The 23,349-nt window shown below is 71.1% G+C and carries 23 protein-coding genes; 4 read left to right on the top strand and 19 right to left on the bottom strand.

Annotated elements, in window-relative coordinates; translation table 11 throughout:
• Positions 1–108: 108 nt before the first annotated feature.
• Both ABD205_RS15140 and ABD205_RS15135 read left to right on the top strand, forming a co-directional pair.
• On the top strand, positions 109–687 hold the full coding sequence (locus tag ABD205_RS15140) for a cob(I)yrinic acid a,c-diamide adenosyltransferase (protein WP_344046122.1): 579 nt from the start codon (positions 109–111) through the stop codon (positions 685–687).
• A complete protein-coding gene (locus tag ABD205_RS15135; protein ID WP_344046120.1) occupies positions 684–1,640 on the top strand; it encodes a lytic transglycosylase domain-containing protein in 957 nt (318 codons plus the stop codon). The genes ABD205_RS15140 and ABD205_RS15135 overlap by 4 nt, the downstream gene beginning before the upstream one ends.
• 29 nt (positions 1,641–1,669) lie before the next feature.
• Here ABD205_RS15135 and ABD205_RS15130 read toward each other — a convergent pair whose 3' ends face one another.
• Positions 1,670–2,851, bottom strand: coding sequence for an MFS transporter (locus tag ABD205_RS15130; protein WP_344046118.1), 1,182 nt, complete (start codon positions 2,849–2,851; stop codon positions 1,670–1,672).
• Positions 2,852–2,900: 49 nt separating this feature from the next.
• Positions 2,901–6,284, bottom strand: coding sequence for an ATP-binding protein (locus ABD205_RS15125; protein ID WP_344046116.1), 3,384 nt, complete (start codon positions 6,282–6,284; stop codon positions 2,901–2,903).
• Positions 6,285–6,471: 187 nt separating this feature from the next.
• Between ABD205_RS15125 and ABD205_RS15120 the strand changes: the two genes are divergently transcribed.
• Positions 6,472–7,905: an FAD-binding oxidoreductase gene (locus tag ABD205_RS15120; RefSeq protein WP_344046114.1), complete on the top strand. Its 1,434-nt coding sequence runs from the start codon at positions 6,472–6,474 to the stop codon at positions 7,903–7,905.
• Between the two features lie 97 nt (positions 7,906–8,002).
• Here the strand turns inward: ABD205_RS15120 and ABD205_RS15115 are convergent, their stop codons facing one another.
• From ABD205_RS15115 to ABD205_RS15035, 17 genes are all read right to left on the bottom strand, one after another.
• Positions 8,003–8,443 carry a DUF2550 domain-containing protein gene (locus ABD205_RS15115; RefSeq protein WP_344046112.1) on the bottom strand — a complete coding sequence of 147 codons (441 nt, stop codon included), beginning with the start codon at positions 8,441–8,443 and terminating at the stop codon, positions 8,003–8,005.
• A 37-nt stretch (positions 8,444–8,480) separates the two neighbouring features.
• A complete protein-coding gene (locus ABD205_RS15110; protein WP_344046110.1) occupies positions 8,481–8,894 on the bottom strand; it encodes a F0F1 ATP synthase subunit epsilon in 414 nt (137 codons plus the stop codon).
• A complete protein-coding gene (gene atpD / locus ABD205_RS15105) occupies positions 8,894–10,351 on the bottom strand; it encodes a F0F1 ATP synthase subunit beta (RefSeq protein WP_344046108.1) in 1,458 nt (485 codons plus the stop codon). Before atpD ends, ABD205_RS15110 begins: the two co-directional genes overlap by 1 nt.
• Before the next feature lie 28 nt (positions 10,352–10,379).
• Positions 10,380–11,324 (bottom strand): F0F1 ATP synthase subunit gamma, encoded by a 945-nt coding sequence (locus tag ABD205_RS15100; RefSeq protein ID WP_344046106.1) that lies wholly within the window; start codon positions 11,322–11,324, stop codon positions 10,380–10,382.
• Between the two features lie 3 nt (positions 11,325–11,327).
• On the bottom strand, positions 11,328–12,968 hold the full coding sequence (atpA, locus tag ABD205_RS15095; RefSeq protein ID WP_344046104.1) for a F0F1 ATP synthase subunit alpha: 1,641 nt from the start codon (positions 12,966–12,968) through the stop codon (positions 11,328–11,330).
• Between the two features lie 47 nt (positions 12,969–13,015).
• A complete protein-coding gene (locus tag ABD205_RS15090; protein ID WP_344046102.1) occupies positions 13,016–13,825 on the bottom strand; it encodes a F0F1 ATP synthase subunit delta in 810 nt (269 codons plus the stop codon).
• Positions 13,825–14,373: a F0F1 ATP synthase subunit B gene (locus ABD205_RS15085; RefSeq protein ID WP_344046100.1), complete on the bottom strand. Its 549-nt coding sequence runs from the start codon at positions 14,371–14,373 to the stop codon at positions 13,825–13,827. The genes ABD205_RS15090 and ABD205_RS15085 overlap by 1 nt, the downstream gene beginning before the upstream one ends.
• A 23-nt stretch (positions 14,374–14,396) precedes the next feature.
• The gene (locus ABD205_RS15080; RefSeq protein ID WP_344046098.1) at positions 14,397–14,606 is read right to left on the bottom strand and encodes an ATP synthase F0 subunit C; all 210 of its coding nucleotides are present in this window, start codon (positions 14,604–14,606) and stop codon (positions 14,397–14,399) included.
• A 69-nt stretch (positions 14,607–14,675) separates the two neighbouring features.
• Complete coding sequence (gene atpB / locus ABD205_RS15075) at positions 14,676–15,467, bottom strand: F0F1 ATP synthase subunit A (protein ID WP_344046096.1); 792 nt, start codon at positions 15,465–15,467, stop codon at positions 14,676–14,678.
• Between the two features lie 102 nt (positions 15,468–15,569).
• On the bottom strand, positions 15,570–16,073 hold the full coding sequence (locus tag ABD205_RS15070; protein WP_344046095.1) for a hypothetical protein: 504 nt from the start codon (positions 16,071–16,073) through the stop codon (positions 15,570–15,572).
• 161 nt (positions 16,074–16,234) lie between these two features.
• On the bottom strand, positions 16,235–17,359 hold the full coding sequence (locus tag ABD205_RS15065; RefSeq protein ID WP_344046094.1) for an MraY family glycosyltransferase: 1,125 nt from the start codon (positions 17,357–17,359) through the stop codon (positions 16,235–16,237).
• Positions 17,360–18,088 carry an L-threonylcarbamoyladenylate synthase gene (locus ABD205_RS15060; RefSeq protein ID WP_344046092.1) on the bottom strand — a complete coding sequence of 243 codons (729 nt, stop codon included), beginning with the start codon at positions 18,086–18,088 and terminating at the stop codon, positions 17,360–17,362. It abuts the gene before it with no gap.
• Complete coding sequence (gene prmC / locus ABD205_RS15055) at positions 18,085–18,963, bottom strand: peptide chain release factor N(5)-glutamine methyltransferase (protein WP_344046090.1); 879 nt, start codon at positions 18,961–18,963, stop codon at positions 18,085–18,087. The genes ABD205_RS15060 and prmC overlap by 4 nt, the downstream gene beginning before the upstream one ends.
• Entirely contained in the window at positions 18,963–20,042 is a 1,080-nt protein-coding gene (prfA, locus tag ABD205_RS15050; protein ID WP_344046088.1) for a peptide chain release factor 1, read from the bottom strand. Before prfA ends, prmC begins: the two co-directional genes overlap by 1 nt.
• A gap of 155 nt (positions 20,043–20,197) precedes the next feature.
• Positions 20,198–20,404 (bottom strand): 50S ribosomal protein L31, encoded by a 207-nt coding sequence (gene rpmE, locus ABD205_RS15045; RefSeq protein ID WP_344046085.1) that lies wholly within the window; start codon positions 20,402–20,404, stop codon positions 20,198–20,200.
• Positions 20,405–20,529: 125 nt separating this feature from the next.
• A complete protein-coding gene (locus ABD205_RS15040; RefSeq protein WP_344046081.1) occupies positions 20,530–21,927 on the bottom strand; it encodes a GntP family permease in 1,398 nt (465 codons plus the stop codon).
• Positions 21,927–22,466, bottom strand: coding sequence for a gluconokinase (locus ABD205_RS15035; RefSeq protein ID WP_344046079.1), 540 nt, complete (start codon positions 22,464–22,466; stop codon positions 21,927–21,929). Before ABD205_RS15035 ends, ABD205_RS15040 begins: the two co-directional genes overlap by 1 nt.
• A gap of 129 nt (positions 22,467–22,595) precedes the next feature.
• Between ABD205_RS15035 and ABD205_RS15030 the strand changes: the two genes are divergently transcribed.
• The gene (locus tag ABD205_RS15030; protein WP_344046077.1) at positions 22,596–23,315 is read left to right on the top strand and encodes a FadR/GntR family transcriptional regulator; all 720 of its coding nucleotides are present in this window, start codon (positions 22,596–22,598) and stop codon (positions 23,313–23,315) included.
• The last annotated feature ends 34 nt before the right edge of the window (positions 23,316–23,349 follow it).

Raw genomic sequence — 23,349 nt, 5'->3', positions numbered from 1 at the left:
ACCCGACGAGGTCCGTCGTCATCAACAGAGACGTCGTGGGACCGGATTCGGTTGCATCCGGACGGACGGGGCCGCGGGCGCGCCCCGTGCGCGCCGTAGAGTCGGGGCATGGTCAACCTCACCCGGATCTACACCCGCACCGGCGACGCCGGCACGACGCGACTCGGCGACATGAGCGAGACGACCAAGACCGACCTGCGCCTGGCGGCGTACGCCGACGTCGACGAGACCAACGCCCACATCGGCGTCGCGCTCGCGGCGGCGCCCGTCTCCCCCGACGTCGCCGCCGTGCTCACGCGCGTGCAGAACGACCTGTTCGACGTCGGCGCCGACTTCGCGACACCGGTCGTCGCGGACCCGGAGTTCCCGCCCCTGCGCGTCGAGCAGGCGTACGTCGACCGGCTCGAAGGCTGGTGCGACACCTACAACGAGTCCCTGACCAACCTGCGTTCCTTCATCCTGTCGGGCGGGACCCTCGCGTCGGCGCAGCTGCACGTGGCGCGCACCGTCGCGCGGCGTGCGGAGCGGTCCGCCTGGGCGGCGTACGAGGTGCACGGCGAGACGATGAACAAGCTGGCCATCACCTACCTCAACCGGCTCTCGGACCTGCTCTTCATCCTGGCCCGCTACGAGAACCGCGAGCAGGGTGACGTGCTCTGGGTGCCGGGGGGCGAGCGGGACTCGTGACCCGGCGGCTGCTCGGCTCCGCGGCCGCACTGGTCGCGGTGCTGACGACCGCCTGCACGCACACGTCCGACGCCGGCCGGTGGCAGCGTCCCGAGCACGCCGGACGAACGTCGACGGCGAGCGTCTCACGACCCGCCGTGGCCGCCTTCGCACTGACCACGCCACACGAGGCCCGGACCGCCGCTGACCTCGCCGCCCGACTGGCGGCGGCCGAGCGGATCAGCCGCGACCCGGCCGCACCCCGGGGCGCCGCGGCCCAGGCCGGCTTCGAGACACAGGCGCTCTACCGGCAGCTGGCACGGCGGCCTGCATGGGTCCGGCCGGTCGCGCGCGCAGTTCCGCCGCGCCTGCGCCGGACCGTCCGGCTGCACGTGGACGCGCGGCGCGCCTTCCGCGGCATGCACCTGCGCCTGTCGCGGACGCTCCCCGCCTGGAGGATCGTGGCGCCGGCGCCCGAGCCCGACCTGCTCGCGTTCTACCGTGACGGCGAACGCCGGTTCGGGGTGCCGTGGCAGGTCCTCGCCGCGGTGAACCTCGTCGAGACCGGCATGGGCCGCATCCGCGGGACGTCGGCCGCCGGCGCCCAGGGACCGATGCAGTTCATGCCGGCGACGTGGGCGGCGTACGGCAAGGGCGACATCGACGACCCGCACGACGCGATCCTCGGCGCTGCGCGCTACCTCGCCCACAACGGCGGCGGACGTGGGCACGTCGACAGGGCCCTGTACGCCTACAACCACTCGAGCCGCTACGTGCGCGGTGTCCAGGCGTACGCCGCCGTGCTGCGCGCCGACCCCGCCGCGCTGCGCGGCCTCTACGACTGGCAGGTCGTCTACCTGTCGCGGCGTGGCGACGTCTGGCTGCCGGAGGGCTACGCACGGCGCAGGCCGATCGGAGCCGGCGCCTACCTGCGCCTGCACCCGGACCGGCTGCTCACCCGGTCGGTGCGCTGACGCGGCCGGTGCGCCGGGCGCTCACGCTGTCACGGTGACACGTGGGCCCGCGGACGCGCGGCGAAGACCGTGAGCGAGGCCGGCACCATCAGCACCGCGACCACGACGAGGGCCTGGAGCGTGCCGACGGCGTCGCCCAGCACGCCGAGGAGCGGTGGACCCGCCAGGAACGCCGCGTAGCCGATCGTCGCCACGGCCGAGACCCGTGCGGCGGCGCGGGCCGGGTCGTCCGCGGCCGCGCTCATCCCGACCGGGAAGCCGAGGGACGCACCGAGCCCCCACACGACGATGCCGACGAACATGACGGCCAGGGACCCGCCGTACACGGTGATGAGCACGCCGACGGCGGCTGCCCCGGAGCAGATCCACAGCACGGGGGCGCGCCCGAGCCGGTCGAGCGCGATCGGCCCGACCAAGCGTCCTGTGGTCATCGCGATCACGAAGACGGAGAAGCCGGCGACGCCCACCCAGTGCGGGGTGTCGTAGCCGTCGATCACGGCGAGCGAGAGCCAGTCGTTGGCCGTGCCCTCGACGGTGGCGTAGCAGAGCACCATCAGCCCGATCAGCAGCGTGCGGGGCTCGCGCCAGGCGGAGACCCGCGGCTCGTCGGACACGTGAGCCTGCTCCTCGACGGGCAGGAACGTGCCCGCTGTGCGGATCGCCAGCGCGACCGCGATCACCCCGATGAGCGCGTCGTGCACCACGACGGGCACGGACAGCGCCGCCATCAGGATGCCGATGCCGGCGCCCGCGATCGAGCCGAGACTCCAGGCGGCGTGGAAGCGCGGCATGATCGTGCGACCGAGCCGACGCTCGACCTCGGCGCCCTCGACGTTCATCGCGACATCCCACAGCGAGGTGCCGACGCCGTAGGCGAACAGGCCGACGGCAGCCACCAGCGGCTGCCCCAGGACCGTCGCACCGACGGCGGTGACGAGGAGGCCAGCGCCCACCACCAACGAGCTGCCGCGGACCGTCGCCCGAGGTTTGAACCGCTCGATGACGCGGCCGCTCAGCGGGAGCGACAGGACCGAGCCGATCGAGGCGGAGATCAGGAGCAGGCCCAGCGCGGAGTTGGTCAGTGACAGGTCACTTCGCACGTCGGGAAAGCGGGACACGAGCGTCGCGAAGAGCAACCCGTTGAGCGCGAACGACAGCGCCACGGAGGTGCGCGTCTTCAGCAGGCTCGGCGGCGGCGTCGTGATGGTCACGCTCCCATTCGACCGTGCCGGACCCCGTCGGGTCGAATCCTCCGCCGCCTCAGAATCCGTACGCCGATCTGAGGCCCTCGAACCAGTCCACGAACACCGCGAGCTCCCACTCCCGGGCCTGCGCCAGCGCACGGTCCGCCTCCACCCCGGCCGTCGCCTTGTCGCCGGCCGCCGCGGCGGCGAAGGCGAGATAGGCCTCGACCGGTCCGAGCGCCATCGAGGCACCGAGGCTCACGGTCATCCCGGCGTATGACTTGAGGCGCTTGTAGCAGACCGCCGCCATGTCCGGGATGCCCAGGTAGAGGCTCAGCTCGGCGGCGTGCGCGACCGTGTGCAGCTCCACCTCTCCGTCAGCCGGCACGGCGAGGCGGCGGGCCGCGAAGTAGGTGCGCGCCTCGGCCTCCAGACCCGCGCGCCAGAGGTAGACCGCCACCGTGGGGACGAAGTCGTCGACGCCGTCGTCGAGCGCACGCAGGACCGGTACGGCGTCAGCCGGACGGCCCTGCCACAGCCGGATGGTCAGCAGGCAGGCGGCGATGGACTCGTCGACATCCGTGTGGGCCATCGCGAGCGCGATGCCCCGCAGCTCCTCGAGCCGTCGCTCGCACTCGTCGAACTCCCCGCGCATCGCGAGCCACGGCACCTCGAGCCCGTGCAGCATGGCCTCGGCGAACGCGATCCGCAACCGCCGTGCCTCCGCGCGGGCCACCTCGGCCGCCTCGGACATCTCCCGCGGACGGCCCAGCTCCCCGAGCACGACGGCGCGCAGCGTGGCCGCGACCAGGAACTCGCGCTCCTGCCCGGTCTCCCGCGCCAGCTCCATCGCCTCGGTCACACGCACGAGCCGCTCCCCCGCGGTCCAGACGGTCCAGAGCGCGACGAAGCCGACCAGGCACGCGTCGATGACGAGCCGCGGCTCACCGATGCGGCGGGCCATGTCGGTCGCCTCGTCGACGATCGCCGCCCGCTCCGCGAAGGGGGCCTGTTCGAAGAGCTCGTTGGCGAGAGCCAGCATCGTCCGGCAGCGCAGCTCGCCGTCGCCTTCGGGAAGCCGCTCGAGGGAGCCGCGGAGGGCGTCGACCACCTTCTCGTTCACCTCGCCAGGGGGCGCAGAGCGCCAGAGCGAGGACTGCGTCGCCGCCGTCGCCGCCCGGGCGACCGCCTCGGGGTCACGCATCTGCTTCGCGACGTCGATCGCCTCCTCGGCACACTCGACGAGCGAGGGCAGCAGCGCGGCCCAGCGGTAGGCCTCGATGAGGTCCATCAAGGTGTCGTAGCGATCCCGCAGGGTCGCGTCGGGGTCGTCCGCCATCGAGGACAGCGCCGCACGCAGCAGCTCGGCCGCTTCGTCGTACGCGTGCAGCCGGCGGCCGACCCGGGCGGCCGCGACGGCAGCGCGCCAGGCCTGCGCCGCGTGCCCGGGGCCGGCGGCCAGCCAGTGCCGGGCGACCTCCGTCTCCCGCTCGGGCTGCCCTTCGAGCGCCCGCGCGACCGCCGCGTGGGCGCGGGCGAGCCTGCTGGCGGCGACGTTGCTGCGCAGCGTGTCCCTCACGAGCGCGTGCCCGAACACGAACCTGTCGATGCCGTCCTCACGGACCAGGCCGGCGACCAGCGACGGCTCCACGACGTCGAGGATCGCGTCCTCGTCGCTCCCGGTCGCCGCCGCGAGCGTCGGCACGTCGAACCGACGCCCGATCAGGGCGGCATAACGCAGCGCAGAGACCGTCTCGGCCGGGAGGCGCTCGATACGCCGGCCGAGCACTTCGGCGACCGCCGTCGGCGGCCGTTCCGGCAGCCGGTCGTCGCGGTTCGAGGCAGCGAGCCGCGCGTACTCGACGAGGAAGAACGGGTTGCCGTCGGTCCTACCCTGCAGTTCGGCAGCGGTGTCGCCACCGAGTGAGCGCTCCGACACCGCGCTGAACAGCTCGCCGACGGCCTCGGCGCCGAGACCGGTGAGCTCGAGCCGCAGCGCGTGCTGGCGGGCCAGCGCCTCCGCCACGTCGGCGAGCAGACCCTCGGGCGCCGGGTGCGAGCGTCGGGTGCTGACGACGAGCAGGCGTGTGCTCGAGGGCGCCGTGTCGACGAGGAGTCGCAGCACCCGCAGACTCGACGGGTCCGCCCAGTGCAGGTCGTCCAGCAGGAGCAGGACCGGGCCCTCGTCCGCCGCCCTGACCACCTCGCCGCAGATCCGCTCCCACACCCGGAAGGCCGCGCCGATGTCCTCACCATCGGCATCGGGCAGCTCGGCCCCCAGGCTGTCGAGCACCGACCGCCACGGCCACAGCGGCGGTGCGCCGTCGTCCTGCGAGCACCGTCCGCGCAGCACCCGGACGCCTCGAGCACGCGCACGCGCGGCCAGCTCGGCGGCGAGGCGTGACTTGCCGATGCCGGGCTCGCCGGTCAGCACGGCGTACGACGCCCGGCCACCGGCCGACCTGTCGAGCAGCTCCACCAGAGCGCCCAGCTCGTCGTCCCGACCGCACAGTGGCCACGGCGCGACCGCGACGGGCCCGACGGGGGCCTCGGCCCGCGGTTGCGGCACGCTGAACTGAGCGGCGGCGGTGCCGACGGGGGGCGCCACCCACTCCAACGAGGGGTCCTGGCGCAGCACGGCCGTCTGCAGCTCGCGCAGCTCGGCCGACGGCTCGAGACCGAGCTCCTCGTCGAGCAGCTCGCGGACGCGACGGAGCGCGTCGAGGGCCTCCGCCTGGCGTCCCGCGCGCGTGAGTGCGAGAGCTCGCAGGCCCCAGAGCCGTTCGCGGAGGGGGTGCGCGGCGGTCAGCGCCTCCAGCTCGGCGGCGACCGTCGCGTGCTGCCCGAGGGCGAGGCGCGCGACGGCGCGGTCCTCCAGCGCCACGAGCCGCAGCTCCTCCAGCCGGGCGCGCTCGGCGACAGCGGCGGGGGCATCGGCGAGCTCGGCGTACGGCTCACCGCGCCAGAGCGCGAGCGCACCGTCGAGCGCGGAGACTACCGCCGTCAGGTCGGTCATCGACAGTGCTGGCTCGCCGGTGAGGTCGAGCCCCTGCACGGAGGAGTGCACCTCGACGACCGTCGCCTCGAACCGGGTGGCGTCGAGGCCGTCGCTCGCGACGCGCAGGGCGTAGCCGGGGGCGACGGTGACCAGCACCGTCGCCGGTGCCCGACGCTCCCGTCCGGGCTCGAGGACACGACGCAACTGGGAGACGTAGGCCTGCAGCGTCGCACTGACGCCGTTCGGCGGCGTCTCGCCCCAGAGCAGGTCGACGATGCCGTCGACGGAGACGGCGCGCCCTCGGGAGAGCGCCAGGGCGGCGACCAGCGCCCGCTGCTTCGGGGTGCCGAGGTCCACCGCGGCCCCGTCGAGGGTCACCTCCACGTGGCCCAGCACGGACGCCGCGACGACCGGCGCCGCCACGTCCGCCACGGTCGCCACCGCACCCGTCGTCGTCTGCACGGGAGAACTCTAAGGACCCCCGGCCCTCGGTGGCGCGGGTTTGTGCGCGTCCTCCCTCATCAGGAGGACGTCCACAGCGGACCCCAAGTCGCGCCCCAAGTCGTTCCCCAGTCCTTGTGCAGAGCTCCGAGGCACCGTCGGACCACTGAGTTCGGAAGCACCGACCCAACACCGAGGGAGAACCCCCATGTCCAGCACCACCACCCCCGTCCAGGACCCTTTTACCACCGCGGCGGTGCGAGGCCTCTTCGGCGGCCGCGCCGCGGACCGCGTCCACCTGCCCGGTGACCCCGGGTACGACGGGGCCCGTATCGCGTGGAACTTCGCGGTCGACCAGCGTCCCGCGGCCGTCGTCTCGGTCGCCACGCCCGCCGAGGTCACGGAGGTCGTCCGCACCGCCGCCCTCGCCGGCCTGCGGGTCGCGCCCCAGTCGACCGGTCACAACGCCGCTCCCCTCGCTGAGCGCGGCCTCGACGACGCCATCATCCTGCGCACCGGCCACCTCGACGCGGTCACCTACGACGAGGCCCGCGGGATCGTCCGGGTCGAGGGCGGCGCCGTCTGGGAGCCCGTCGTGGACGCCACGGCCAAGTACGGCAAGGCCGTCCTGCACGGGTCCTCCCCCGACGTGGGCGTCGCCGGCTACAGCCTGGGCGGCGGGATGGGCTGGTACGCCCGCAAGCTCGGCCTCGCGACCAACAGCCTCACCGCCGTCGAGATCGTCATCGGCGACGGCACCCTCGTCCGGGCGGACGCCGAGAACAACCGCGAGCTCTTCTGGGCGGTCCGGGGTGGGGGCGGCAGCTTCGGCGTCGTCACGGCGATGGAGTTCCGCACCTTCGACATCGAGACCGCGTACGCCGGCATGCTGATGTGGGACCTCGCCGACATGGAGCCGGTCCTGCGGGAGTGGGCTGCTTGGGGGCCGACCGCGCCCGAGGAGATCACGACCTCCTTCCGCGCGATGCGCTTCCCCCCGATCCCGGAGATCCCTGAGTTCCTCCGCGGTCGCTCGGTCGCCGTCATCGACGGTGCTGTGATCGGCAGCGACGAGCGGGGCGCCGAGCTCCTCGCCGGGCTGCGCGCCCTGCGCCCGCAGGTCGACACGTTCGGCCGCGTCCCGGCGCCGGCGGTGTGCCGCATCCACATGGACCCCGAGGGCGGAGCACCGGCTGTGTCACGGACCGCGACGCTGGGCAGCATGCCCGACGCCGCGATCGACGCCTTCCTCGGTGCCGTCGGCCCCGGTGCCGACACGCACCTGCTGCTCGCCGAGCTGCGTCAGCTGGGCGGCGCGCTCGGTCGACCGGCCGAAGGTGCCGGGGCGCTGTCGCACCTCGAGGGCGACTTCGTCGCCTTCGGCCTCGGGATGGCTCCCACTCCGGAGCTCGCCGAGCTCGGCAAGGTCGAGTCGGCCGCATTCGTCGAGGCGCTCGAGCCGTTCGCGACGGGCCGGCCCTACCTCAACTTCGTCGAGACGGCCGGCGAGACGCGCAGTGCGTACGGTGAGGACACCTGGCTGCAGCTCAAGGGCATCCGATCCGCGGTCGACCCGTACGGCGTCTTCGCTGCCAACCACCCTGTCCCGCGGCTCTACGAAGGCGGCCGTCCGACCGCCTGACCTACTCGCCGAGTCGGCGCTTGTGCACCCGAAAGCCCACCGCAGCGCAACGCTGCGGTGGGCTTTCGGGTGCGCAGGCGCCGACTCGGGGTGAGGGTCAGCGGGACCAGTCCGTCCCTGGCGGCCGGGACTCCAGCCACGCCTGGAAGCCGGTGAGCGAGGCCGGCGCCATGGCGAGCTCGACCAGCCCGCCGTCGTACTGACAGGTCACGACCACGTGCCCCGGGTAGAGCGCCATCGCCTCCGCGCCCTCGGGCATACGGCTGGAGTCGTAAGCCATCGTCATCCGCTCCCAGCGCCGCTTGGGCCGCGGGGCCAGCGAGAAGACGCGGAACCACTCCAGCGTCTCGCCGGAGTAGCGACCGACGCCGAGAAGCCAACCGCGTCCGGGCCGACCGGCCCGGACGCGATGACTCAGCTCGAAGGTGCCGCCGTGGCGTCCGAGAACGCGACGGCGCGCCATGAGGGCGACGAAGTAGCAGATAACGAGGATGAGCAGCACGCCGACGGCGTCAAGCCCCCACTCCCACGTCGGCATACCTCCCCGTCCTCGGCCTGTTTCCTGAGCCGTTCCCTCAGGAGGCCTTCTCGACGGCGCGGATGCGCGCCTCGGCACGACGGATGCGAAGCTCGCCCTCCGCCTGCTCGTCGGTCTGCAGCAGCGCACGCGCCTTCTCCAGCTCGACGTGCGCCTCCTCGACGTTGATCTCCTCGGCGAGCAGCGCGTGCTCCGAGAGGATCGAGACCCGGTCGTTGGCGACCGAGAGGAACCCGCCGTCGACGGTCGCGACGACGACGGGGCCCTCCTCGGGGTTGATCTCGACGACCGCGTCCGTCAGCAGCGAGAGCATCGGCGCGTGACCGCGCAGGACCCCGACGTCGCCCTCGGTGGTGCGGGCGATGACCATCGTCGCCTCACCGGACCACACGGTCCGGTCGGCGGCGACGAGCTCGACCGTCAGGCAGGTGCTGTCTTCGGGGCCAGCCATCAGAGGCTCTTCTGGATCTCGGCCCACTTCTGCTCGACGTCGTCCAGACCGCCGCACATGAAGAACGCCTGCTCGGCCACGTGGTCGTACTCGCCGTCGCAGATCTTGTTGAACGCCTCGATCGTGTCGGCGACGGGGACCGTGGAGCCCTCGATGCCGGTGAACTGCTTCGCGACGTAGGTGTTCTGCGACAGGAACCGCTGGATCCGGCGGGCCCGCGAGACGATGACCTTGTCCTCCTCGGACAGCTCGTCGACGCCGAGGATCGCGATGATGTCCTGCAGCTCCTTGTTGCGCTGGAGGATCTGCTTGACGCGGATCGCGGCGTCGTAGTGAGCCTGGCCGATGTACTGCGGGTCGAGGATCCGCGAGGTCGACGTCAGCGGGTCGACGGCCGGATAGATGCCGAGCGAGGCGATCTCACGCGAGAGCTCGGTGGTGGCGTCGAGGTGCGCGAACGTCGTGGCCGGGGCCGGGTCGGTGTAGTCGTCGGCGGGCACGTAGATCGCCTGCATCGAGGTGATCGAGTGACCGCGCGTCGAGGTGATCCGCTCCTGGAGCGTGCCCATCTCGTCGGCGAGGTTCGGCTGGTAGCCGACCGCCGACGGCATCCGGCCGAGCAGCGTGGAGACCTCGGAGCCGGCCTGGGTGAACCGGAAGATGTTGTCGATGAACAGCAGCACGTCCTGGCCCTGGACGTCGCGGAAGTACTCCGCCATCGTCAGCGCCGAGAGCGCGACGCGCAGACGCGTGCCCGGCGGCTCGTCCATCTGACCGAACACGAGCGCGGTCTGGCCGAAGACGCCGGCCTCCTGCATCTCGACGATCAGGTCGTTGCCCTCACGGGTGCGCTCACCGACACCGGCGAACACCGACACACCACCGTGGTTGCGGGCCACACGGGCGATCATCTCCTGGATGAGGACGGTCTTGCCGACGCCCGCACCACCGAAGAGACCGATCTTGCCGCCCTGGACGTACGGCGTGAGCAGGTCGATGACCTTGATGCCGGTCTCGAACATCTGCGTCTTCGACTCGAGCTGGTCGAAGGCGGGCGCCTTGCGGTGGATGCCCCAGCGCTCGTTGATCTCGAGCTTCTCGCCCTCCTCGAGGTTGAGGATGTCGCCGGTGGCGTTGAACACGTGGCCGAGGGTCACGTCGCCGACCGGCACCGTGATCGGGCCGCCGGTGTCGGTCACGGTTGCACCGCGCACCAGTCCGTCGGTCGGCTTGAGCGAGATCGCACGGACGACGCCGTCGCCGATGTGCTGGGCGACCTCGAGCGGCAGGACGGAGGTGTCCTCGCCGATGGTCACCTCGACCTCGAGCTTGTTGTAGATCTCCGGCATGGCGTCGACGGGGAACTCCACGTCGACGACCGGGCCGATGACGCGGGCGATGCGGCCCGTGCTGGCCCCGCCGGTCTTGGTCTGCGTCTCGTCAACCGTTGCAGTCATGTTGTTTCGGTCCTTGCTTCGTGGGTTCTCAGTCGTTGGCAGCGTTCGCGTCGGCGAGCGCGTTCACGCCGCCGACGATCTCGCTGATCTCCTGCGTGATGCCGGCCTGCCGGGCCTGGTTGGCGATCCGCTTGTACTTCTTGATGAGCTCCTCGGCGTTGTCCGTCGCCGACTTCATCGCCTTCTGACGGGCGGCGAGCTCGGACGCGGCGGCCTGGAGCAGCGCATACCAGATGCGACTCTGGACGTACCGCGGCAGCAGCCCGTCGAGCACGGCCTCGGCCGAGGGCTCGAACTCGTACAGCGGAAGCACCTCGTCCTCGGACGGGGGCTCGACCCCCTCGACGACCTCCAGCGGCAGCAGCCGGACAGCCGTGGGCTGCTGGATGAGCATCGAGCGGAACCGCGTGTAGACGAGGTGGACCTCGTCGACGCCCGGGAAGAGGGTCTCCCCCTCCTCGGTGGTCCGAGCCTCCGGCTCGTCGTTGAGGAACGCCGAGATCAGAGCCTGGCCAAGCTCCTGGGCGACGTCGTACGTCGGCTGGTCGGAGTGACCCGTCCATGCCTTGACGACCGGCCGCGCACGGAACCGGTAGTACGCCTCGCCCTTGCGTCCCGAGACGTAGAGGTCGACGTGCTTGCCCTCGCCCCGCAGCTTCTCGACCAGGCCCTCGGCCTCGCGCAGGACGCTCGAGGAGTAGGCACCCGCCAGGCCACGGTCGCTGGTGACGACCAGCACCGCGGCGCGCTGGGGGTTCTCCGGCTCGGTCGTCAGCGCGTGCTCGACGTTCGAGTACGACGCCACCGCCGAGACGGCCCTGGTGAGCTCTCGCGCGTACGGCGCGGCCGCTCCGGCCCGCTGCTGCGCCTTGATGATGCGGGACGCAGCAATGAGCTCCATGGCGCGCGTGATCTTCTTGGTCGACTCGACCGACCTGATCTTCGCCCGGTACTCACGCAGCGATACGGCCATCCGTCAGCCCCGCTTCTGCTTGACGATCTGCTCCTGCTCGACGTCGCCGTCCTCGAGCGCCTCGGCCTTCTCCGAGCCCGCCTTGATCGAGCCACCGTCGGAGGTCTCGAACTGGCCCAGGAAGTCGTCGTACGCCGCGGTGAGCTCGGACTCGGTGGAGTCCTCGAACTTCAGCGTCTCGCGGATGCCGTCGAGGATGCCGCCCTTCGACCGCTTCACGTAGTCGATGAACTCCTGCTCGAACTTGAGCACGTCGCCCACGGGGAGCTTGTCGAGCCGGCCGGTGGTGCCGAGCCAGAGCGACACGGTCATCTCGTCGACCGGGTACGGCGAGTACGCCGGCTGCTTGAGCAGCGCCATCAGGCGCTGGCCGCGGTCGAGCTGCTGACGCGAGGCGGCGTCGAGGTCGGACGCGAACATCGCGAACGCCTCCATGGCGCGGAACTGCGCGAGGTCGACCTTGAGCGAGCCGGTGACGGCCTTCATCGCCTTGGTCATGGCCGCGCCACCGACCCGCGAGACCGAGACACCGACGTCGATGGCCGGGCGCTGGTTGGCCGCGAAGAGGTCCGACTGCAGGAAGATCTGGCCGTCGGTGATGGAGATGACGTTGGTCGGGATGAACGCCGAGACGTCGTTGGCCTTCGTCTCGATGATGGGCAGACCCGTCATCGAGCCGGCGCCCAGCTCGTCGGACAGCTTCGCGCAGCGCTCGAGGAGCCGGCTGTGCAGGTAGAAGACGTCACCCGGGTACGCCTCACGGCCCGGCGGACGACGCAGCAGCAGCGAGACCGCACGGTAGGCCTCGGCCTGCTTGGTCAGGTCGTCGAACACGATGAGGACGTGCTTGCCGTCGTACATCCAGTGCTGGCCGATGGCCGAGCCGGTGTAGGGGGCGAGGTACTTGAAGCCCGCGCTGTCGGACGCCGGGGCGGCGACGATGGTCGTGTACTCCAGTGCGCCGGCCTCCTCGAGGGCGCCGCGGACCGAGGCGATCGTCGAGCCCTTCTGGCCGATGCCGACGTAGATGCAGCGGACCTGCTTCGACGGGTCGCCGGTCTCCCAGTTCTGCTTCTGGTTGATGATCGTGTCGATCGCGATCGTCGTCTTGCCCGTGGCGCGGTCGCCGATGATCAGCTGGCGCTGGCCGCGGCCGATCGGGGTCATCGCGTCGATGGCCTTGATGCCGGTCGCGAGAGGCTCGTGGACCGACTTGCGGTGCATGACGCCCGGAGCCTGGAGCTCCAGGGCGCGGCGGCCGCTGGTCTCGATCTCGCCGAGACCGTCGATCGGCTTGCCGAGCGGGTCGACGACGCGACCGAGGTAGCCGTCGCCGACGGGGACGGAGAGGACCTCGCCGGTACGGCGGACCGTCTGGCCCTCCTCGATCTTGTCGAAGTCACCGAGGACGACGACGCCGATCTCGCGGGTGTCGAGGTTGAGGGCGAGACCGAGGGTGCCGTCCTCGAACTCGAGCAGCTCGTTCGCCATCGCCGAGGGCAGGCCGGTGACGCGAGCGATGCCGTCGGCGGTCTGCGAGACAGTGCCGACCTCCTCACGGGCGGCCGTCTCCGGCTTGTACTCGGCGACGTACTTGCTCAGCGCGTCGCGGATCTCCTCCGGACGGATGGAAAGCTCCGTCATGTCCTGATGCCTTCTCTCTCGAATCTCTAGAAGTCGTAAGTCGGGGGTCAGCTGGCCAGCATCCGGCGCGCGTCGTCGAGGCGGCTCGCGATCGTGCCGTCGATGACATCGTCGCCGATCTCGACCTTGATGCCACCCAGCACCTCGGGGTCGACCAGCTGGTTGAGGTGGATCGGACGGCCGTAGGCGCGCTGCAGGGCGTCCGCCAGACGCGACGTCTCGGCGTCGGTCAGCGGCTTGGCCACCCGCACGGTGGCGACACCCTCGTCGCGCACGGCCGCGGCGACCTTCTGGTACTCGGCCAGCGCGACCGAGACGGTCCGGTAGGTGCCGGCCAGCGCCTGCTTGGCCAGCGTCACCGTCGCGGGCAGCGCCTTGCCGCTGAGCAGCGAGTCGACCAGGGCGGTCTTGTCCGCGGTCGAGCGCGCCGGGTCGGAGAGCGCGTCGCGCAGCTCCGGGTTCTGCTGCACGAGCTGGCCGAACGAGAACAGCTCGTCGGCGAGCCGACCCGCGTCGCTCGCGGACGAACGGACCGTGGCCACCTCGCTGAGGTGCTCGATCGCGTCCGGGAGGTCGTGGCTGCGGGTCCAGCGGCGTGCGACGGCCGAGGCGACCAGGCCGACGGTGCTGTCCGACACCTTGCCGCCGAGCACCTGCCGGACCAGTCCTTGCTTGGCCTCCGCAGGCACCGACACATCGGTCGTGAACCGGCGCAGGGCCGGCTCCGTCCGCAGCGTCCGCGAGACCGTGAAGAGACCGTCGGCGAGAGCGTCCGCCCCCTCACCCGAGCCGGTCAGTCCGACCAGCTCGTCGGTGAGGGCGGCGACCGCCTCTGCCGAAGCACCGCGGAAGTCCATCAGTTGGCCCCCGCCGCGTTGGACTCGAGCTCGGCGAGGAAGCGCTCGACGACGCGGCTCTGGCGAGCGTCGTCCTCGAGCGACTCACCGACGATGCGGCCGGCGAGACCCGTGGCGAGGCCACCGACCTCGGCGCGCAGCGAGGTGACCGCCTGCTGGCGCTCCGCCTCGATCTGGGTCTTGCCGTGCTCGACGATGCGGGTCGCCTCGGCCTGGGCCTGCTCACGCATCTCGGCAACGATCTGCGCACCCTGCTCGCGAGCCTCCTCGCGGATGCGTGCTGCCTCGTGACGGGCGTCGGCGAGCTGCGCCTCGAGCTCGGCGAGCTTGGCGTCCGCCTCGGCCTGCTTGGTCTCGGCGGCGGCCAGGCCGCCCTCGATCGCAGCAGTGCGCTCGGCGTACGCCTTCTCGAAGTTCGGGACGACGAACTTCGCCAGCAGCCACAGCAGCAGCAGGAAGACGACCGCACCGAGGATGACCTCGGCGAGGTGAGGGATCAGCGGGTTCGGCTCTTCCGCCGCAGCCGCTACGAACTTTGACGTCAACATGGGTGCTCCAGGCCCTTCTGGGGTCAGGGCTTGAGGACGAAGGCGAGCGCGAGGGAGATGATGAAGAACTGCTCAGCGAGGACGAAGCCGAAGATCGCGATGCTCTGCAGCCGGCCCTGCGCCTCGGGCTGACGGGCCACGCCGCTGACGTACGCAGCGAAGATCAGGCCGACGCCGATCGCCGGGCCGATGGCCGCGAGGCCGAGGCCGATCATGTTCAGGGTGCCACCCATGGGGGTTTCCTTTCGGTTTGGTGACGCGTGGTGCGTCGTCTCTTGCAGCTTGGTGTGAGGTTGAGCCGCTCAGTGCTCGTCGGCGACGGCGCCGCCGATGTACATCGCGGAGAGAAGGGTGAAGACGTAGGCCTGCAGGAACATCACCAGCATGTCGAGGAAGCTGACCCCGATCGCGAGCAGGAACGAGATCGTTCCCGAGGTGACGCCCACCAGGCGGGGCTCGTAGTGGAGGATCAGGTACGAGCCGCCGAGCGAGAAGAGGATGACGAGCAGGTGGCCCGCGAACATGGTCGCGAACAGACGCAGCGCCAGCGTGAACGGCCGCACGATGATGTTGGAGAAGAACTCCAGCGGAACCAGCGCGATGAGGATCGGACCGGAGATGCCGCTCGGCACCGTCTGGTGCTTGAGGTAGCCGCCGAAGCCGTGCTTGCGGATGCCGACCCCGTTGTAGACGACCCACGTGATGAGCGCGAGCGCCGTGGTGTAGCCGATGTGCGACATCGTCGGGAACTGGATGAACGGGACGACGCCGTAGAAGTTGTTGATCAGCACGAACAGGAAGATCGCGAACAGGAACGGCACGAACCGCGCGTAGTCGTGGCCGCCGATGGTGTCGCGGGCGATCGCGTTGCGGACGAAGCCGTACACGTACTCACCGGCGAACTGCAGCCGGCCCGGGACCACCGCGGCCTTGCGCGACATGGCGTAGAAGAGGACGAACGCGATGACGCCGGAGAGGACGACCAGGACCATCGGCTTGGTGACGGCGCTGTCGAGGATGCCAGGCAGGTTGAAGTCGCCCGGGCCGGGAGCATTGAACTCCTCGGTCCGAATCACCGCGGCGAGCGAACTCACGCTGTCTCCTGTCTCTGTTCTGGAGTGGGGGTCAAGAATGGGGGCCGGTGCAGCTGGTCACGCCGCGCCAAGACGCGCCGGACGATAGCAGGAGCGTGACGCTCACTTCACACCCGCCCTCCGCGGATCCCGGGTCGATCCCTGGGACTCGGCCTGGGCCGGGGCAGCACCGTCGCCGAGCGCCGCCGACAGGTCGAAGAGCGGGATCCGCTCACGACGCGCCCGTACGGCGAACAGCGTCGTCCACGTCATGGTGACCGCGATGACGGCGATCGCTGCTCCGTCGACCTGGCGCCCGTCGGTCAGCCCGGAGAGCGTGGCCAATGTGAGCAGCAGGAGCCCGCCCTGGGCGGTGAAGACGACGAGCGCCGCGATCAGCGACGCCATCGGGGAGACGGTCGCGACCTTGAGCACGACCCAGGTGCCGATCGCCAGCACGGCGAGCGTCGCGACTCCGCCGATCAGCGCGCCGACGGCAGCGTCGGCGCCGCCGACGAGCGCGGCCACGATCACGGCCGCGACGGCCACCGCCGCGCTCCACGAGGCCGCACTCAGCAACACCCGCATGCTGGTGGCGGGGATGGTCTGCTTCGACTCGGTCGTCATCATTGGCGGCCGTTCTGTGGAGAGGGCAAAGGCATCGGGAGATCCCGGACGTCCCGGACGGACCGAGGCACTCTCGGCACCCTATCCGGATCGCTCGTGAAAGTTATCACAAGCAGGCTCGAGCGCCGAAATGGATCGATCCAGATCGCAGGTTCGAGAGGTCAGGCGACGGCCGAGTGGTGCAGCTTGGGCAGTAGGAACGTGAGCGCGAGCGTGCCGAGAAGGCTGGCGATGAGCGTGCCCCACATCCACGGACCCGAGTAGAGGCTCGCGAAGGACGAGCCGAACGCGATCAACCCGGCCCACAGCCACATGATCAGGACCGCGCGCCGCTGCGAGTGACCGATCTCGAGCAGACGGTGGTGCAGGTGCTGCTTGTCGGGCGCGAACGGAGAGCGGCCAGCCCTCGTGCGTCGTACGACGGCCATGACCAGGTCGGCGATCGGGACCAGCAGCAGGGTCAGTGGCAGCGCGATCGGCAGGAACGTCGGTAGCAGGCTCGCCGCCGAGCCGCTCACGCCCTGGCTGAGCTGGCCCGGGGTGAACTGGCCCGACAGGCTGACCGCGCTGGCGGACAGCACGAGCCCCAGCAGCATCGAGCCGCTGTCGCCCATGAAGAGCCGTGCCGGGTTCCAGTTGTGCACCAGGAACCCCGCACACGCGCCGGCGAGGGCGATGCTCAGCAACGCCGCCGTGCTGGCGCGGTCGACCTGGTTGAGCCGCGTGATGCCGTAGCAGAACGCGAAGAACGCGAGCGCCCCGATGCCGACGACGCCGGCGGCCAGGCCGTCGAGGCCGTCGATGAAGTTCACCGCGTTGACCGTGGCCACCACCATGACGCCGGTCAGCAGCGCACCCTGGGTGGGGTCCAGCGCGAAGAACGTGTTGCCGCCGGTCGGGATGAAGAAGTACTGGATGTTGAACGCGATCAGGAACGCGGTCGCGAGGACCTGGCCGCCGAGCTTCGTCAGCGCGTCGAGCTCGAAGATGTCGTCGAGCACGCCGACCATGCAGATGATCGCCCCCGCCACGAGCACCACGCCGGCGTCGCGCAGCACGAACGGCGACCCGCCGGACAGGAACGGCAGCTGCCGGGCGACCAGGTAGGCCGCCCCCAGGCCACCGAGCATCGCCACCCCGCCCATGTAGGGGATGGGCTCGGCGTGCACGTCACGGTCGCGCACGCGGGCGACGGCTCCGGTGCGCAGCGCGATCTCCCGCGCGATCACCGTCAGCAGGTAGGTGACGGCGGCCGCGACGAGGAAGAGGAGCAGATAGGCGCGCACTCAGTCCTCTTCGGACTCAGCTGCGGACTCTGCGGACTCTGCGGGCGCAGGCTCTGCGACCTCGGGCTGCTCAGAGACGCTGACGCCGTACGGCGCGAGCACCTCGTCGAGCCGCTCGACCGAGATCGCGCCCAGACGCAGCAGCCGCGGCGTCGCGCCGGTGGCGTCGACGATCGTGGATGCGTCCGCGCCCGGGGTCGGGCCGGAGTCGACGAGGACGGAGACGGCGTGCCCGAGCATCTCCTCGGCGGCGTCGGCGTCGGTCGCCGCCGGCATGCCGGTGCGGTTCGCCGAGCTGACCGCGAGCGGACCGGTGCGCTCGAGGACGGCGATCGCCACGGGGTGGTCGGGGACCCGGACGGCGACCGTCCCGCGGGTCTCGCCGAGGTCCCACTGCAGCGAGCTCTGCTGGTGGCAGACGAGTGTCAGTGCTCCCGGCCAGAACGCCTCCGTCAGCCCCCGGGCCCAGTCGGGCACGCGGACGGCCAGCGCGTCGAGGGTCGCCGCCGACGCGACGAGCACGGGCGGCGGCATCTCACGCCCGCGGCCCTTGGCGGCGAGCAGGGCCTTGACGGCGACCGGGTCGAACGCGTCGGCGCCGATGCCGTAGACGGTGTCGGTCGGGATCACGACGAGCTCGCCTCGGGTGATCGCGCGGGCCGCGGCGTCGACCGCGGCCTCCACGTCCTGGCCGAAGACGGCGGGAAAGCGCTCACTCACAGTGTTCATCGTGCCAGCCTCGCGGTGGTGAAGCGGGGTCGCCCCGCCAGGTCGCGGTTGTCCCGTACGTCGGCCCACCGGCCCGTCGCGGCGAAGACCGCCGGCGCGCCTCCCCCGACCCCGTCGGGGCCCTGCTCGTCGGCGTGCTCGGCGCCGACCACTCCTCCGGGCCTCAGGAGCAGGGCGGCCCGCTCCTCCAGCACCCGCATGGCGTCGAGCCCGTCCTGACCGGAGTAGAGCGCGAGGTCGGGGTCGTGGTCGCGGGCCTCCGTGGCGACCGACTCCCACGCGTCGAGCGGGATGTAGGGCGGGTTGCAGACGACGACGTCGACACTCCCCGCCAGCTCGTCGAACGCCTGCTCCATGTCCCCCTGGCGGAGGTCGACGCCGGTGCCGGACAGGTTCCTGGCGGCCCAGGCACAGGCCGCCTCGTCGAGCTCGACCGCATGGATCCGCGCGCCGGGGACCTCGTCGGCGATGCTCTTGGCGATCGCCCCGGAGCCGGTGCACAGGTCGACGACGACCGGATCGGCACCCGTCGCCCGCAGCACGCGGCTGGCCTGCTCGATGGCCCAGCCGGCCAGGAGCTCGGTCTCGGGCCGCGGCACGAAGACCCCCGGACCGACGGCGAGCTCGACGTGCCGGAAGTACGCGGCGCCGGTGAGGTGCTGCAGCGGCTCCCTCGCCGCGCGACGCGTGATCAGTGAGAGGTAGCGGTCGGACTGCTCGTCGGAGATGTGGTCGACGAGCACCAGCCCGCCCCGGGTCACACCGAGCACGTGCGCGAGCAGCTCGCTCGCGTCGTACTCGGGGCTGGCGACGCCGCCCTCGCGCAGCAGGACGGCGCCGGTGGCGAGCAGGCTGCGCCTGGTGACGTCGCTCATCAGCCTTCGAGCGCGTCCAGCCGGGCCGCGAGGTCCGCGTCGACCGCCGAGCCGAGCACGGGACCGAGGTCGCCGTCCAGCACCTGGTCCAGGTTGTAGGCCTTGTAGCCGGTGCGGTGGTCGGAGATCCGGTTCTCCGGGTAGTTGTAGGTGCGGATCCGCTCGGAGCGGTCCACGGTGCGCACCTGGCTGCGGCGGGCGTCGCTGGCCTCCGCGTCGGCGGCGTCCTGCGCGGCCTGCAACAGGCGGGCGCGCAGGATGCGGAGCGCCTGCTCCTTGTTCTGCAGCTGGCTCTTCTCGTTCTGGCAGCTGACGACGATGCCGGTCGGCACGTGCGTGATGCGGACGGCGGAGTCGGTCGTGTTCACGCTCTGACCGCCCGGCCCGGAGCTGCGGAAGACGTCGATGCGCAGGTCGTTCTCGTCGATGGTGACGTCGACCTGCTCGGCCTCCGGCATGACGAGGACGCCGGCGGCGCTGGTGTGCACCCGACCCTGCGACTCGGTGACCGGGACGCGCTGGACACGGTGCACGCCGCCCTCGAACTTCAACAGCCCGTACGGCGCCTGGCCGGGCTCGGGCGTGCCCTTCGCCTTGACCGCCACCGTGACAGACTTGTAGCCGCCCAGGTCGGACTCCGTGGCGTCGAGGATCTCGGTCTTCCAGCCGCGCTGCTCGGCATACCGGGTGTACATGCGCAGCAGGTCGCCTGCGAAGAGCGCTGACTCCTCGCCGCCCTCCCCCGACTTGACCTCGAGGATCGCGTCCTTGTCGTCGGTGGGGTCGCGCGGGACCAGCAGGCGCCGCAGCCGCTCCTCGGCGTCGACGCGCTGGCCGGCGAGCTCGTCGGCCTCCTCGCCGAAGGCCGGGTCCTCGGCCGCGAGCGAGCGGGCGGCCTCGATGTCGTCGCCCAGCTGCTGCCAGTGGCGGTAGGCGCCGATGACGGCGCTCAGCTCGGCGTACCGCTGGTTGAGCCTCTTGGCGAGCCGTGCGTCGGCGTGCGTCTCCGGCGCGGCGAGCCGACCCTCCAGGTCGTGGTGCTCCTCGACCAGACCCTCGACCGCTTCGAACTGTGTCATCGTCCGTCTCTCAATTCGCCGAGTCGGCGCGTGTGCGCCCCGCTGCTGACCACCTACGCCGACTCGGCGTCCCCACGGGGTGCACAAGCGCCGAGTCGGCGAAATGACGAGCGCCGGCCACCCGCCCGATTGCGGGGGCCGGCGCTCGGAAGCAGCTACTTCTTGCCGTAGCGCGCCTCGAACCGGGCGACGCGGCCGCCGGTGTCGAGGATCTTCTGCTTGCCGGTGTAGAACGGGTGGCACTGCGAGCAGACGTCGGCGCGGATCACGCCGTCGGTCTTGGTCGAGCGCGTGGTGAACGTGGCGCCACAGGTGCAGGTGACCTGGGTGTCCACGTACTGCGGGTGGATGTCAGTCTTCATGGTTGTCCTCATCACTCAGGGCCCGGGTCCTCATGCGACGCGCGAGGTGAACCGGTGCCGGAACGGATCAATGCTAGACAACGCGGGCCGGGACCGACGAATTCCCGCCCGGCCCGCGCGGCCCGTCAGACGACCAGTCCGAGCAGCAGCACGAAGACCAGTCCGGTGACCGAGAGCACCGTCTCCATCAACGACCACGTCTTGATCGTCTGTCCGACCGTCATCCCGAAGTACTCCTTGACCAGCCAGAAGCCGGCGTCGTTGACGTGGGAGAAGAAGACCGAGCCCGCGCCGACGGCGAGGACGACCAGCGAGGTCTCGGCGGTCGACTGACCGGCGACGAGCCCGACCATCAGCGAGCTCGCGGTGATGGTGGCGACCGTCGCCGAGCCGGTCGCGAGGCGGATCAGGACGGCCAGCAGCCAGGCGAGCAGCAGGATCGAGATGTTCGCGTCCTTGGCCCAGTCCGCGAGCAGCGTGCCGATGCCGCTGTCGACGAGCACCTGCTTGAAGCCGCCGCCGGCGGCGACGATCAGGAGGATGCCGGCGATCGGGGGCAGCGAGGACTCGAGGGTCTTGGACAGCCGGCTGCGGTCGAAGCGGGCGCCGCGGCCGAGGGTGAACATCGCGACGATGACGGCGATGAGCAGAGCGACCAGCGGCGTGCCCACGATGTCGAGGACCTTCTGGAGCCCCTGCTCCGGGTCGTCGATGATGATGTCGGCCAGCGCCTTGGCAAGCATGAGGACCACGGGCAGGAGCACGGTGGCGAGCGTGATGCCGAAGCCGGGACGAGGGGCGTCCTGCTCCCGGTCGGAGGTGTCCCAGGTGGCCGGCGGGCTCACCACGACCCACGTGCCGGCGAGCCGGCCGAAGAGGGGGCCGGAGATGATGACGGTCGGGATGGCGACGAGTACGCCGAGGGCCAGCGTGACGCCCAGGTCGGCGTGCAGCGAGGAGATCGCGACCAGCGGCCCGGGGTGCGGCGGCACGAGGCCGTGCATGGCCGAGAGTCCGGCGAGCGCGGGGATGCCGACCGTGATCAGCGAGAGCTGGGAGCGGCGTGCGACGAGGTAGATGACCGGCATCAGCAGCACGAGGCCGATCTCGAAGAACATCGGCAGACCGATGATCGCACCGACCAGCGCCATCGCCCAGGGCAGCATCCGCGGCGAGGCGTGCCCGACGATCGTGTCGACGATCTGGTCCGCGCCGCCCGAGTCGGCGAGCAGCTTGGCGAACATCGCGCCCAGCGCGATGAGGATGCCGACGCCGGCGGCGGTCGAGCCGAAGCCTGTGCTGAAGCTCGCGATGACCACCGCGACGTTCTCCCCCGCGACGATGCCGACGGTGAAGCCGCCGAGGATCAGCGCGAGGAAGGGGTGGAGCTTGCCGAAGACGATCAGCACGACGATCACGGCGATGCCCGCGAGCGCCGCGACGATCAGCTGCCAGCCGGCTGCGACGGGTTGGACAAGGTCTGTGCCCGCTGCGGACAACGCGTACGGCAGGGCGGCTGACATCAGGACTCCTCGGTAGTGGGGGGCTGGGGTGACGTGACCGCGCGGTCGACGTACTCCTGGACGATGACGTCGACCGGTTGGGCGACGTCGACGACGAGTCCGTGCTCGTCGGGCGCCAGCGGCTCGAGGGTCGCGAACTGCGACGTGAGCAGTGACGGGGGCATGAAGTGGCCGGGCCGGGTGGCCTGGCGGGCGGCGATGACCTCGCGGCTGCCGTGCAGGTGCAGGAACTGGACGCGGTGGGCGTGGTGGCGCAGCTGGTCGCGGTACTTGCGCTTGAGCGCGGAGCTGCTGATGACACCGCCGCGCTCGTCGTGCGAGGCGAGCCATTCGCCGATGGCCTCGAGCCAGGGATGCCTGTCGTGGTCGTCGAGCGGGATGCCGTGACTCATCTTCTCGATGTTCGCCGGCGGGTGCAGGTCGTCGCCGTCCTCGAACGGGACGCCGAGGCGCTGGGCGAGGGCCGCGCCGACCGTCGACTTCCCGGACCCGGAGACACCCATCACCACCACCAGGGGGGCGGGCTGGGGTATCGACATGACAGCTCCTTGGACGGTCTGGAATGTGGTGACCGCCACAGGGAATCATCAATAGTCATACTTTTGCAAGTATTTCTTTTGAATGATCCGCTCTTTTCTTGGACCGCGCCGGAGTGGGAGCATTCCCTCGTGACACTCCCCCCGGCACACCCGGAAGCCACTGTCGAGCTGCACGGCTCGGTGCTCTCCGCACTCGGCACCGCAGTGGTCTCCGGCGCGCTCGCGGCAGGCACCGTGCTCACGCTTGAGGGCCTCTGCAGCGAGTACGCCGTCTCGCGCAGCGTCGCCCGCGAGGCCGTGCGCGTGCTGGAGTCGATGGGGATGCTCGCGTCACGTCGCCGCGTCGGCGTGACGGTGCTCCCCCGGTCGTCGTGGAACGTCTTCGACCCCCGTGTCATCCGGTGGCGACTCGACAGCACCGACCGGGTCGACCAGCTCCTCTCGCTCTCAGAGCTGCGTCGAGGCGTCGAGCCGGTCGCAGCCGCCCTCGCCGCCCTGCGCGCGACACCGGAGCAGTGCCGCTCCATGGCCGTCGCTGTCTCCGACATGGAGGTGCACGGGCGGTCGGGCGACCTGGGGCCCTACCTGCTCGCCGACCAGGCGTTCCACCGGACGCTGCTCGAGGCGAGCGGCAACGAGATGCTGGCCTCGCTCGGCGAGGTCGTCGCGGAGGTGCTCGGCGGTCGCACCCATCACGGCATGATGCCGAACCGGCCGAACCCCGAGGCGGTCGCGCTCCACGACGAGGTCGCCCGCGCCGTACGCCTGGGTGACGCCGCGGGCGCCGAGCGTGCGATGCGGTCCATCATCGACGAGGCCTCGGCCGCCATGTCGGAGCTGCGCTCCTGACGTGACGACCGAGGCCTCGGTCGGTGGCTCCGTG

Origin of the sequence: Nocardioides panacihumi (assembly GCF_039530925.1) — a bacterium.
Classification (GTDB): Bacteria; Actinomycetota; Actinomycetes; order Propionibacteriales; family Nocardioidaceae; genus Nocardioides; species Nocardioides panacihumi.
Note: the sequence above shows the minus strand (reverse complement) of the source record. Positions and strands in the feature narration are given on the sequence as shown.